Source organism: Pseudomonas syringae group sp. 26L6, assembly GCF_032587815.1.
Taxonomy (GTDB): domain Bacteria; phylum Pseudomonadota; class Gammaproteobacteria; order Pseudomonadales; family Pseudomonadaceae; genus Aquipseudomonas; species Aquipseudomonas amygdali.
In genome coordinates this window covers 57766-69948 of sequence record NZ_JAWHPJ010000046.1, presented here as the reverse complement: position 1 = coordinate 69948, position 12183 = coordinate 57766, and the positions used below count along the sequence as shown (strand labels likewise).

15 protein-coding genes are annotated in these 12183 nt (G+C 59.0%); 10 read left to right on the top strand and 5 right to left on the bottom strand.

The window, feature by feature from the left end; all coding sequences use genetic code 11:
• Nucleotides 1-8 precede the first annotated feature (8 nt).
• Both RYA97_RS19265 and pyrE read right to left on the bottom strand, forming a co-directional pair.
• Nucleotides 9-641, bottom strand: coding sequence for a DUF4124 domain-containing protein (locus tag RYA97_RS19265; RefSeq protein WP_117140266.1), 633 nt, complete (start codon nucleotides 639-641; stop codon nucleotides 9-11).
• A 10-nt stretch (nucleotides 642-651) separates the two neighbouring features.
• Complete coding sequence (gene pyrE / locus RYA97_RS19260) at nucleotides 652-1293, bottom strand: orotate phosphoribosyltransferase (RefSeq protein ID WP_117140267.1); 642 nt, start codon at nucleotides 1291-1293, stop codon at nucleotides 652-654.
• A gap of 82 nt (nucleotides 1294-1375) precedes the next feature.
• Between pyrE and RYA97_RS19255 the strand changes: the two genes are divergently transcribed.
• Entirely contained in the window at nucleotides 1376-2155 is a 780-nt protein-coding gene (locus RYA97_RS19255; protein WP_002551505.1) for an exodeoxyribonuclease III, read from the top strand.
• A 68-nt stretch (nucleotides 2156-2223) separates the two neighbouring features.
• Here the strand turns inward: RYA97_RS19255 and RYA97_RS19250 are convergent, their stop codons facing one another.
• Nucleotides 2224-2592 (bottom strand): DUF4870 domain-containing protein, encoded by a 369-nt coding sequence (locus RYA97_RS19250; protein ID WP_003313990.1) that lies wholly within the window; start codon nucleotides 2590-2592, stop codon nucleotides 2224-2226.
• Nucleotides 2593-2612: 20 nt separating this feature from the next.
• On the bottom strand, nucleotides 2613-3335 hold the full coding sequence (rph, locus tag RYA97_RS19245; RefSeq protein ID WP_003313989.1) for a ribonuclease PH: 723 nt from the start codon (nucleotides 3333-3335) through the stop codon (nucleotides 2613-2615).
• A 310-nt stretch (nucleotides 3336-3645) separates the two neighbouring features.
• Between rph and RYA97_RS19240 the strand changes: the two genes are divergently transcribed.
• The 6 genes from RYA97_RS19240 to RYA97_RS19215 all read left to right on the top strand — a co-directional run bounded on the left by RYA97_RS19240 (nucleotide 3646) and on the right by RYA97_RS19215 (nucleotide 8941).
• The gene (locus tag RYA97_RS19240) at nucleotides 3646-4509 is read left to right on the top strand and encodes a YicC/YloC family endoribonuclease (protein ID WP_002551502.1); all 864 of its coding nucleotides are present in this window, start codon (nucleotides 3646-3648) and stop codon (nucleotides 4507-4509) included.
• Nucleotides 4510-4522: 13 nt separating this feature from the next.
• Nucleotides 4523-5167, top strand: coding sequence for a guanylate kinase (gene gmk / locus RYA97_RS19235; RefSeq protein WP_005744853.1), 645 nt, complete (start codon nucleotides 4523-4525; stop codon nucleotides 5165-5167).
• Between the two features lie 147 nt (nucleotides 5168-5314).
• Nucleotides 5315-5578 carry a DNA-directed RNA polymerase subunit omega gene (gene rpoZ, locus RYA97_RS19230; protein WP_002551500.1) on the top strand — a complete coding sequence of 88 codons (264 nt, stop codon included), beginning with the start codon at nucleotides 5315-5317 and terminating at the stop codon, nucleotides 5576-5578.
• A gap of 60 nt (nucleotides 5579-5638) precedes the next feature.
• The gene (gene spoT / locus RYA97_RS19225; RefSeq protein ID WP_004655368.1) at nucleotides 5639-7744 is read left to right on the top strand and encodes a bifunctional GTP diphosphokinase/guanosine-3',5'-bis pyrophosphate 3'-pyrophosphohydrolase; all 2106 of its coding nucleotides are present in this window, start codon (nucleotides 5639-5641) and stop codon (nucleotides 7742-7744) included.
• Between the two features lie 24 nt (nucleotides 7745-7768).
• The gene (locus tag RYA97_RS19220) at nucleotides 7769-8149 is read left to right on the top strand and encodes a RidA family protein (protein ID WP_004655371.1); all 381 of its coding nucleotides are present in this window, start codon (nucleotides 7769-7771) and stop codon (nucleotides 8147-8149) included.
• A 54-nt stretch (nucleotides 8150-8203) separates the two neighbouring features.
• Entirely contained in the window at nucleotides 8204-8941 is a 738-nt protein-coding gene (locus tag RYA97_RS19215; RefSeq protein ID WP_004655373.1) for a hypothetical protein, read from the top strand.
• 51 nt (nucleotides 8942-8992) lie between these two features.
• Here the strand turns inward: RYA97_RS19215 and RYA97_RS19210 are convergent, their stop codons facing one another.
• On the bottom strand, nucleotides 8993-9841 hold the full coding sequence (locus RYA97_RS19210; RefSeq protein ID WP_005744854.1) for an SDR family oxidoreductase: 849 nt from the start codon (nucleotides 9839-9841) through the stop codon (nucleotides 8993-8995).
• A 209-nt stretch (nucleotides 9842-10050) separates the two neighbouring features.
• On the opposite strand from RYA97_RS19210, the gene exbB reads away from it, so the two are divergent.
• From exbB to RYA97_RS19195, 3 genes are read left to right on the top strand one after another with little or no spacing between them, the layout of a single operon-like run.
• The gene (gene exbB / locus RYA97_RS19205) at nucleotides 10051-11004 is read left to right on the top strand and encodes a tonB-system energizer ExbB (RefSeq protein WP_117140268.1); all 954 of its coding nucleotides are present in this window, start codon (nucleotides 10051-10053) and stop codon (nucleotides 11002-11004) included.
• Nucleotides 11005-11007: 3 nt separating this feature from the next.
• Nucleotides 11008-11433: a TonB system transport protein ExbD gene (exbD, locus tag RYA97_RS19200; protein ID WP_002551495.1), complete on the top strand. Its 426-nt coding sequence runs from the start codon at nucleotides 11008-11010 to the stop codon at nucleotides 11431-11433.
• Nucleotides 11430-12176 (top strand): energy transducer TonB, encoded by a 747-nt coding sequence (locus tag RYA97_RS19195; protein WP_005731616.1) that lies wholly within the window; start codon nucleotides 11430-11432, stop codon nucleotides 12174-12176. Before exbD ends, RYA97_RS19195 begins: the two co-directional genes overlap by 4 nt.
• The last annotated feature ends 7 nt before the right edge of the window (nucleotides 12177-12183 follow it).

Here is a 12183-nt window from a genome sequence, read left to right as displayed (position 1 = left end):
GCGTCCGGTCATTGAGTCAGGCGCTGGACGCGTGCACGATCGACGGCGAAATCTGCTTCAGCCTTTACCCGTGCGGCCTGATACCCGGCGATATCGGTTTGCAGCTTCTGCTGCTGATCGCGCAAGTCATTCAACTGATCGACCAGCCCCTGCTGAACCGGACGCCCCGCACGCTCCAGGTCGGCTGCCTGGCCTTGCAGATTGCGCTGCTGAGCCGCCAGCCCCTGAATATTGCCCTGAGCAACGCCAATCAGCGCATCCAGCTCGGCCAGTTTACGGACCTTGACGCGGTCCACCTCATCGACACTGCTGTAAAGGCTTAACAGCTGTGCATCCGCAGCGGCCTGGCGCTTGTCTGCTTCGGACTGACGAATCTGCTCGGCAGTCGGCGCGGGCGGTACGACCTGTATCACCCGGCCACGACCATTGAGCACTTCATAGCCTTTGGCAACGTAGTCGGGCGGCACGCCTTGCGTATCGATCACGGTCACGCCACGGCTGTCGACGTAGCGATAAAGTCGAGCTTCAGGCGCATCAGCCGCTTGAGCGAGCGAGGGCGCAAGCATGCCAAGAGCCAGCCAGAACCCCAAAACGCTCAGTACGCCTGAAACCGAAGCCCGCTCCGTGCCGCTGACTGCCATAGGCTCGTCCTCAGATTCCGTATTGCGCGCGATAGGCTTCGACGGCAGGCAGATGCTGCTTGAGCTGCGGATCGTCGGCCAGGAACTCAAGCACTTGATTCAATGACACGATACTCACTACCGGGATGCCGAAGTCACGCTCGACCTCCTGAATCGCCGACAGCTCGCCATTGCCGCGCTCCTGGCGATTGAGGGCAATCAGGACACCTGCCGCAATCGCGCTCTGGTCCTTGATGATCTGCATAACCTCGCGAATCGCCGTGCCCGCAGTAATGACGTCGTCGATAATCAGCACGTTGCCCGCCAGCGGGGAGCCCACCAGGCTGCCACCTTCGCCGTGCGCTTTGGCTTCCTTGCGGTTGAAACACCACGGCAGATCACGGTCATGATGCTCGGCCAGCGCCACGGCAGTTGCCGAGGCGAGCGGAATACCCTTGTAGGCCGGGCCGAACAGAACGTCGAAGGCAATACCGCTTTCAACCACGGCTGCTGCGTAGAAACGCCCCAGTTGTGCCAGTGCGGAACCGGTGTTGAACAGCCCCGCATTGAAGAAGTACGGGCTGGTGCGCCCGGACTTGAGAGTGAACTCACCGAAGCGCAGAACACCGCGATCGATGGCAAAACGAATAAAATCGCGCTGATACGCTTGCATGGAAAAAGCTCCGGATACCACGGATTTAGCTAATTAGGTAGAGCTCGGGTATCATACACGCACGTGATTTTTGGGGCCATTTATGCGGATCATCAGTGTGAACGTAAATGGCATTCAGGCTGCGGTCGAGCGTGGTTTGCTCAGCTGGCTGCAAGCTCAGAATGCCGACGTCATCTGCTTACAGGACACCCGCGCCTCCACCTTTGAACTGGATGATCCAGCCTTTCAGCTGGACGGTTACTTCCTCTATGCCTGCGAAGCCGAGGTTCCCGCTCAGGGTGGTGTGGCGCTTTATTCGCGGTTGCAACCGAAGGCGGTAATCAGCGGTCTCGGTTTCGAGACAGCCGACCGCTACGGGCGCTACCTGCAAGCAGATTTCGACAAGGTCAGTATCGCTACCCTGCTCTTTCCGTCAGGGATGAATGGCGATGAAGACCTGAATCAGAAATTCAAGCTCATGGACGATTTCGGCAAGTACATGGACAAGCAACGCCGCAAGCGTCGCGAATACATCTATTGCGGATCGCTCTACGTCGCGCAGCAGAAGCTCGACATCAAAAACTGGCGTGACAGCCAGCAGTCTCCTGGCTTCCTGGCGCCTGAACGCGCCTGGATGGACGAGATTGTCGGCACCATGGGCTATGTCGATGCCCTGCGTGAAGTCAGCCGCGAAGGTGATCAGTACAGCTGGTGGCCGGATAACGAACAGGCCGAGATGCTGAATCTGGGCTGGCGCTTCGATTATCAGATACTGACCCCAGGCTTGCGCCGCTTCGTACGCAGCGCTCGCCTGCCGCGTCAGCCGCGCTTCTCGCAGCACGCGCCATTGATCGTGGACTACGACTGGACCCTGACTATCTGATCGTCAGACGAACAGTGCACACGAAAAAGCCGACTTCAAGTCGGCTTTTTGCGTTGCCCGAAGTGATGCTACTTGATCAGGCGCAAAGTGAACGGATAGCGATAATCGACGCCGTCATTGGCTTTTATCCCGGCAATGATCGCAAGCACTGCGGCTCCGATCCCCACCAGGGTCAGTAATGCAAAGCCGATGATCAGCAGCACCAGCAGCATGCTGACGGTGGCCGCAATGGCGACTGTGATCTGAAAGTTCAGCGCCTCCTTGCCTTGCGCGTCGATAAACGGATCGGAGTCTTTCTTCAACTGCCAGATAATCAGTGGGCCCAGTAGATTGCCGAACGGAAACATCAGTCCGGCAAACGCCGACAAGTGACAGAACATCGCCCACTGGCGAGCGCTTTGGGGCGGTTTGCTGAACGGTTGCAAGCTGTCACTCATTATCGGACCCCTTCTGGATATCAGTCGGCCAACGCGGCGCGCTGCAATTCAAACAGCTCGGTCATGCCTTTCTGAGCCAGGGCGAGCATCGCGTTCAGCTCTTCAGGCTGGAACGGTGCACCTTCGGCTGTGCCCTGTACTTCAATGAAGCCGCCTGCACTGGTCATGACCACGTTCAGGTCGGTCTCCGCAGCGGAATCTTCCAGGTAATCGAGGTCAAGCACCGGCTCGCCCTGATACATGCCGACCGAAACGGCTGCGATCATCTGCTTGAGCGGGTCACCGCCCTTCAGGCCGCCACGCTTCTTGATCACTTTCAAGGCGTCTGCCAGAGCAACCATTGCGCCGGTAATGGACGCGGTGCGAGTGCCGCCGTCCGCTTGAATGACATCGCAATCGACGTACAGGGTCACGTCGCCCAGCTTGGACATGTCCAGCGCAGCGCGCAGCGAACGACCGATCAGGCGCTGGATTTCGAGTGTACGACCACCCTGCTTGCCGCGACTGGCTTCACGCTGGTTACGCTCGCCGGTAGCGCGCGGCAGCATGCCGTACTCGGCAGTCAGCCAACCCTGGCCCTGACCCTTGAGGAAGCGTGGTACGCCGTTTTCGACGCTGACGGTGCAGATCACCTTGGTATCACCAAACTCGACCAGTACAGAACCCTCGGCGTGTTTGGTGTAGTTGCGGGTGATGCGGATCGAGCGGAGCTGATCGGCGGCGCGACCACTTGGACGTTTCATCTGGGATACCTGTACTGAGACGGAAAACTGCTGGGCATTATAGAGGTCACAGCTGCCGCTGGGCATCTCTAAAAGCCGCCAATGCCGATTTGCTACGACCAGAAGGCTCTGGATCAATACTTTCGACGCTCTGGCGTGATCGCAAGGAATGCCTTGTGTCACTTGTAACGCTGCCGGATTGGGAGCCTGCGCCGCACTGCGCTACAATCCTGCGCCTCTGCAGCCAGTCGGCTTTCACGACACCCATGAACGCCGATCCTGTGCACTCATGGGTTGAATCACGCTCCTGAATCGATAAGAGGTACTTCCCATGGTGCACAGCATGACTGCCTTTGCCCGCGTAGAGCGAGCCGGTGCCCAAGGCACACTGAGCTGGGAACTGCGCTCGGTCAATCACCGCTATCTGGAGCCGCACCTGCGCCTGCCAGAGTCGTTCCGTGATCTGGAAGGTGCGATTCGCGAAGCGCTACGCCAGGGGCTGTCGCGTGGCAAAGTTGAATGCACACTGCGTTTTGTCGAGGAAACCGCCGGCAAACCGCTGCAAGTGGATCTTGAGCGTGCAGGCCAGTTGATCGCCGCAGCCGAATCGGTTGCCGGCCTGATCAAACAGCCTGCCGCGCTGAATCCCCTGGAAGTTCTGGCATGGCCCGGCGTACTGGTGGCCGACGCCAGCGATCCACAGGTGTTGAACACCGAGGCGCTGAAGCTGTTCAATGATGCACTGACTGAATTAAAGAGCGGGCGCGGACGCGAAGGTGCAGACCTGGCCAGACTGCTTGATGACCGGTTGTCTTCCATCGTCGAGGAGGTTGCCACCCTGCGCACCCTGGTGCCGCAAATGCTGGCAACTCAGCGCCAGAAAGTACTGGATCGCTTTGCCGACATGAAAGCCGAACTGGATCCGCAGCGCCTTGAGCAGGAAATGGTTCTGTTGGCACAGAAAAGCGATGTTGCCGAAGAGCTGGACCGCCTCAGCACACACGTCACCGAAGTGCGTCGCGTACTCAAGGCTGGCGGTCAGGCAGGCCGGCGCCTTGATTTCCTGATGCAAGAGCTTAACCGCGAAGCGAATACACTGGGCTCCAAGGCCTTTGACCCACGCAGCACGCAGGCTGCCGTCAACCTTAAAGTGTTGATCGAGCAAATGCGCGAGCAAGTGCAGAATATTGAGTAAGGCTGAACCTCACATGAACCATATCACTGGCACCCTGTATATCATTTCCGCCCCGTCCGGCGCGGGCAAGACCAGCCTGGTCAAGGCCCTGATGGACGCCCAGCAAGAGCCTCAGCACGGCGCGCAGGCGAAGATTCGCGTCTCGGTCTCGCACACCACCCGGGCCATGCGCCCCGGCGAAGTGAACGGCGTGAACTACAACTTCGTCGATCGTGCCGAGTTCGTGCGCATGATCGAGCACGGCGACTTTCTTGAGCAGGCCGAAGTCTTTGGCAATCTGTACGGCACCTCGCAGAGCCACCTGCAGCAGACCCTGGACGAAGGCCACGACCTGATTCTGGAAATCGACTGGCAGGGTGCCCGGCAGGTTCGTGCACAAATGCCGCAGGCCCGGTCGATCTTCATTCTGCCGCCTACCCAGCAGGCATTGCGTCAGCGTCTGACCAATCGTGGCCAGGACAGTGACGAGATCATTGAAGCGCGGATGCGTGAGGCGGTCAGCGAAATGAGCCACTACAACGAGTACGAATACGTTGTGGTCAATGACGATTTTGCCGGTGCACTGGAAGACCTCAAGGCAATATTCCGCGCCAATCGCCTGACTCAGCAGCATCAGCAAGAGCAATACAGCGAGCTTTTTCAGGAGTTGCTGGCTTGATCGAGTCGTTTCCAGACATCAGGCAACAGGTTAAAAGCATGCCGTTGGTGGCTTGCCGCTTGATGCCTGGTGCTGTCCGCTTGTAAACTATCGAGTCCGCTCGCCCATCCGGGCATCGCGCATCCGCATTTGCTACGAGGAATACCCATGGCCCGCGTAACCGTTGAAGACTGCCTAGAACACGTGGATAACCGCTTTGAGCTGGTCATGCTCTCTACCAAGCGTGCCCGTCAACTGGCAACCGGCGGCAAAGAACCAAAGCTGGCCTGGGAAAATGACAAGCCTACCGTTATGGCACTGCGTGAAATCGCGGCTGGCCTGATGGATTACGCTGTAATCGCAGAAGCCGAAATCGTTGAAGATGAACCATTGTTCGCAGCGTTCGAGGACGAGTCCAACGAGGCCGTCTAAGCCTATGCCAGGTCGACGTAGTACGGCGCAGGGTAAAAGCCATTGGCAAGGGGTAGCGCCTTGCCGAGCATAGACGCCCTCGCCGAAAGACTGTCGGCCTACCTCGGCAAGGACCAGGTCAACCTGGTGCGCCGAGCGTATTTCTATGCCGAACAAGCCCACGATGGCCAGCGCCGTCGCAGTGGTGAAGCCTACGTCACGCATCCTCTTGCGGTGGCGAACATTCTTGCAGACATGCACATGGACCATCAGAGCCTGATGGCTGCGATGCTGCATGACGTTATCGAAGACACCGGGATTGCCAAGGAAGCGCTCAGCGCGCAGTTTGGCGAGACTGTCGCGGAACTGGTCGACGGGGTCAGCAAACTGACCCAGATGAACTTCGAGACCAAGGCCGAAGCCCAGGCGGAGAACTTCCAGAAAATGGCCATGGCCATGGCGCGCGACATTCGCGTGATCCTGGTCAAACTCGCCGATCGCCTGCACAACATGCGCACGCTGGAAGTGCTGTCGGGCGAAAAGCGTCGGCGCATCGCCAAGGAAACCCTCGAAATCTATGCACCCATCGCCAATCGACTGGGTATGCACAGTGTGCGCATTGAATTCGAAGACCTCGGTTTCAAGGCGATGTACCCGATGCGCTCCTCGCGAATCAACCAGGCGGTCAAGCGCGCCAGGGGCAATCGCAAGGAACTGGTCAACAAGATCGAAGAGTCCCTTAGTCATTGCCTGGCCGTTGACGGCATCGAAGGGGACGTGAGCGGGCGGCAGAAGCATCTTTATGGCATCTACAAGAAGATGCGCGGCAAGCGTCGCGCCTTCAACGAGATCATGGATGTCTACGCATTCCGCATCATCGTCGACAAGGTCGATACCTGTTATCGCGTACTTGGCGCTGTACATAATTTGTATAAGCCGCTGCCCGGCCGCTTCAAGGACTACATCGCGATCCCCAAGGCCAACGGCTACCAGTCCCTGCATACGACCTTGTTCGGTATGCATGGCGTACCGATCGAAATCCAGATTCGCACCCGCGAAATGGAAGAGATGGCCAACAACGGCATCGCTGCACACTGGCTGTACAAATCCAGCGACGACGAGCAGCCAAAAGGCACTCATGCCCGTGCCCGGCAGTGGGTCAAGGGCGTGCTGGAAATGCAGCAGCGTGCGGGTAACTCTCTGGAGTTCATTGAAAGCGTCAAGATCGACCTGTTCCCGGACGAGGTTTACGTTTTCACCCCCAAAGGCCGGATCATGGAGCTGCCCAAAGGCTCCACGGCGGTGGATTTCGCCTACGCGGTACACACCGACGTCGGCAACAGCTGCATTGCCTGCCGGATCAACCGCCGCTTGGCACCGCTGTCCGAACCGCTGCAAAGCGGCTCGACGGTCGAGATTGTCAGTGCGCCCGGCGCACGTCCGAACCCGGCATGGCTGAACTTCGTCGTCACCGGCAAGGCGCGTACGCATATTCGTCACGCGCTCAAACTGCAACGCCGCTCCGAGTCGATCAACCTCGGCGAGCGCCTGCTGAACAAGGTGCTCAACGGCTTTGAATGCAGCCTCGACAAGATCACCCAGGAACGCATTCAACTGGTGCTCAACGAATACCGGGTTGAAGTACTGGAAGACCTGCTCGAAGACATCGGGCTGGGCAATCGCATGGCCTATGTCGTTGCGCGCCGTCTGCTGGGCGAGGGCGAGCAGTTGCCAAGCCCTGAAGGTCCGCTGGCGATTCGCGGTACCGAAGGCCTGGTGCTCAGCTACGCCAAATGCTGCACGCCAATCCCCGGCGACCCTATTGTCGGCCACCTGTCTGCAGGCAAGGGCATGGTTGTGCATCTGGATAACTGTCGCAACATCAGTGAAATCCGTCACAACCCGGAAAAATGCATCCAGTTGTCCTGGGCCAAGGATGTCACCGGCGAATTCAACGTCGAATTGCGTGTCGAGCTCGAACATCAGCGCGGCCTGATTGCCCTGCTGGCCAGCAGCGTCAACGCGGCCGACGGCAATATCGAAAAAATCAGTATGGACGAACGCGATGGTCGCATCAGCGTGGTCCAACTGGTGGTCAGCGTGCACGACCGTGTGCATCTGGCTCGTGTGATCAAGAAACTGCGCGCCCTGACCGGTGTCACACGCATCACCCGGATGCGCGCGTAGGCCATCCCATCATCAGGAGTTCTCATGACCAAGACTGTCATCACCAGCGATAAAGCCCCTGCGGCAATCGGCCCATACTCTCAGGCCATTAAAGCTGGCAATACCGTCTACATGTCCGGACAGATCCCGCTGGACCCGAGCAGCATGGAGCTGGTCGAAGGCATCGAAGCACAGATTACCCAGGTCTTCGAAAACCTGAAGTCTGTTGCCGAAGCGGCGGGCGGATCCTTCAAGGACATCGTCAAACTGAACATCTTTCTGACCGATCTGGGCCACTTCGCCAAGGTCAACGAGATCATGGGTACCTATTTCACCCAGCCTTATCCGGCTCGCGCAGCCATCGGCGTTGCGGCATTGCCGCGTGGCGCCCAGGTTGAAATGGACGCGATTCTCGTCATCGAATAATCCCCCGACGGAGCGTGCCTTGCGCTCCGTTCTCCCTGAAGGAAGGAATCCGTTATGCGCTCCGCGCTCGCCATCTCGCTGCTCGCCGTCATTCTGGGCGGCTGCGCCAGTCACGCCGACCGCAATCCGGACGGCACCTGGATCAACCAGACCGCCATCGACGCCGCCGTCAAACAAGGCAACCTGCGTCAGGCACTGCTCGCCAACGGCCCCAATCTGGAGTGGAAAATCAACTCCAAAGCCAATCAGGCCATCTATTCCAACGGTTTCGAGCTGGGTGAAGGCAAGATTGTCAGCGCTGCTGAAGGCAAGCTGCACATCGACTTCTACGGTAACTTCTTCGAAGACCTGAGCGTGAAAGGTGATGAGCTGGTTCAAGCTGCCAGCGAGTCAGGTCCTGAGCAGCACTTCCAGAAGCCCGAGAACCCGGCACCGGAAGGCGCTCAGCCTGGCACCAGTTTCGAGAAAGCCTTGTATGGTGCCTACATGGGCGGCAAATGGACCATCGTAGAAGGCGACGGCCAAGGCAGCACCGTGCAATTCATGCCTGACGGCAGTGTGCAGGGGCTTCCCGAAAACGATCGCTACGCACTATGCCTGGCGGGCGATTGCGCAGCCATGAGCGGCGAATACGATAGCATGTGGCTGGAGAAAGCCGAAAAAGGCAACCCGTGGATCTTTGCTCGCAAAGGCAAGCAGCTGGAGATATTCCAGGCTATGAACAATGCCGGTGCTGACCAGATGCCCGAGCTGCGTCCAGGCCCACGTCGCTGGTTGCTCGAACAGCAGTAAGCAACTCAAGCCTCGGGAGCGCCCTTCAAGGCGCTCCTGACTGCGACGTTTCTACCCCAACAAAGCCGCATAGCCAGCCCGATAATCCGGGTACATTGGCGTCCATCCCAGTGCGCGCGCCCTGGCATTGCTGCAACGCTTGCTGCCCACGCGCTGCACGCTGACCTCCTCCGACCATTCGGTCACCCCCAGATATTCACGTATCCACGCCACCACATCGGCCAGCGCGGCCGGATCGTCGTCAACGCCCAGATAGCAGCTCTCCAGTGCCACACCTCGTTGATCCGCCTGCAGCAGATGCTCCAGCAAGCTGGCGGCATCGTCGGCATGAATGCGATTGGCATAGACCGGCGGATCAATTCTGACACTGTGCCCCTGACGCACACGGTTCGACAGGTCACTGCGTCCGGGTCCGTAGATACCGGTCAGCCTCACCGCCGTGGCTGGCAGTCCGCTGTTCAGCGCGAGCTGCTCGGCTTCCAGCATCACAGTACCGGTGTAGTTGGCCGGTTCGGTGACGGAGTCTTCATCAACCCACTCCCCGTTCTGCTGACCGTACACACCGCTGCTTGAGACAAAGATCAACCGCTTTGGACGCTGCCCGGTCTGCTCAAGCCAACTCAATACATTGCGCAAGCCCTCGACATAGGCCATCCGGTAACCCGCCTCGTCACGCTGCGAAGGAGTTGCGCAATACACCATATAGTCCAGTGCCGCAGCGGGCCACAGGGCAGGCTTGCGGGTATCGAACAAATCGCCCGCCACACCGTGAACACCGGCAGGCAGCTCGGAAACAGTGCGCCGCAGCCCATGCACGGTCCAGCCGTGAGGCAGCAGGCGGCTAGCGAGTCGCGAACCGATGTCGCCACAGCCGGCGATTAGAAGCGAAGGGGCAGTCATTCGGTATCTCCATAACAGGTGGCGTCAGCGCCGTACAAAATGATCATCGACAGGCGAAAATTCGGGCGAATATGTAAAAAAGATACTGTATTACTTTTGTTAACAAGAACGATTTGCAATAATGGCAGCCCATTTGTTCCCCGTGAGCGTCGAGAGCACTGAACGACGCACTGGAACCATCCCCTATTTTTCTCTCAGGTCCGGCCAGCATGACACGCATTCAATCAATCGCTTCGCCTACCCGGATGCCTCGCCTGCCTCGTGCATGGCGCGGTGTCGCAGCCCTCGTCTTGAGCCTGATGTTCGTACCTATGGCGCTTGCAGATCAATCGGCACCTACTGCTGCACCTGCAGCCTCTGCCGCACCCGCGGCGACAGCTCCTGTCGCGCCTGATGCAGCTGCCCCGGTGCAGGCCATGGAGCCTGCAGCCGAAGACAACAGCCTGGGCATGGCACATGACCTGTCGCCATGGGGCATGTACCAGAACGCCGACGTCGTGGTCAAAGCGGTCATGATCGGTCTGGCCATCGCATCGATCATTACGTGGACCATCTGGATCTCCAAGGGTTTCGAACTGCTGGGTGCCAAACGCCGGTTGCGTGGTGAAATCGTCAACCTGAAAAAAGCCCGCTCCCTGAACGAAGCGAGCTCGACCGCCAGCAAGGAAGGCACTCTCGCCCACCTGCTGGTGCATGACGCTCTTGAAGAGATGCGCCTGTCGGCCAACAGCCGTGAGCGCGAAGGGATCAAGGAACGTGTCAGCTTCCGCCTCGAGCGCCTGGTCGCAGCCTGCGGCCGCAACATGAGCATGGGCACCGGCGTACTGGCGACCATCGGCTCTACCGCACCGTTCGTGGGTTTGTTCGGTACGGTATGGGGCATCATGAACAGCTTCATCGGCATCGCCAAGACCCAGACCACCAACCTCGCTGTCGTGGCACCGGGTATCGCCGAGGCCCTGCTGGCCACGGCACTGGGTCTGGTTGCCGCAATTCCTGCGGTAGTGATCTACAACGTGTTCGCCCGCTCCATCGCCGGTTACAAGGCTCAGGTTTCTGATGCTTCGGCGCACGTTCTGCTGCTGGTCAGCCGCGACCTGGATCATCTGCCAGAACCGACCGAGCGCAATCAACAACAACCGCACATGGTCAAGGTGGGCTAACACGTGGGCCTGCATCTTAACGAAGGCGGCGATGACCTCGCCGAGAACCATGAAATCAACGTGACGCCGTTCATCGACGTCATGCTGGTGCTGCTGATCATCTTCATGGTGGCTGCACCGTTGGCGACCGTGGACATCAAGGTCGACCTGCCGGCATCCACTGCCACGCCACAGCCCAGGCCCGAGAAGCCGATCTTCCTCAGCGTCAAGACCGACAAGAGCCTGTATCTGGGTGAAGAGAAGGTTGCCCGCGAGCAGATCGGTCAGGTGCTGGACGCCCGGACCAAGGGCAAGAAGGACACCACGATCTTCTTTCAGGCCGACAAGGGCGTGGATTACGGCGATCTGATGGAAGTCATGAACACGCTTCGGGGTGCGGGTTACCTCAAGGTTGGTCTGGTGGGTCTTGAGACGGCTGGTAAGAAATGATCAGTACGCGCCAAAAACTGACGCGCTATAGCGGTAGTCTGTTGTTGGTGCTGGCCGTGCACGCTATCGCGATCATCATCGCCGTTCGCTGGCCCGCCTCTCAGGCGATTGAGCTACCGCCAGCGGCCATGATGGTCGAGCTTGCGCCTCTGCCTGAGCCCGCACCGCCGCCACCACCAAAAGTCGTTCAGCCACCTCCGCCGCCAGCCCCTGAAGAACCAGAGCCCATGCCGGAAGTCGCGCAAGCGCCGAAGCCGGAAATCGTGGTGCCCAAAAAGGTTGAAAAGCCCAAGCCAAAACCGCAGCCGCCAAAGCCGCAGAAGAAGCCTGAGCCACCTCAGGAAAAACCTGCTGACGAAAAACCGGTCGACACGCCGCCTACGACTGCCAAACCGGAAAAAGCAGCTGCTCCGAAGCCCGCTCCTGCGCCTGCGCCGCCCAGCAATGCGCTGCCAAGCTGGCAGGGTGACCTGTTAAGTCATCTGGGCAAGTACAAGAAGTATCCCGAGGATGCGCGTCGTCGTGGCATGCAGGGTGTTGCACGCCTGCGCTTCGTTGTCGATGCTGACGGCAACGTGCTGTCTTACTCGATTGCCAACAGTTCAGGCAGCCCGGCGCTGGATCGAGCGACCATGGAAATGATCCGTCGTGCTCAGCCACTGCCCAAGCCGCCCAAGGAAATCCTCAACAACGGCACCATTGAAATCCTCGCACCGTTCGTTTATTCGCTGGATAAACGCTGAATTGTAC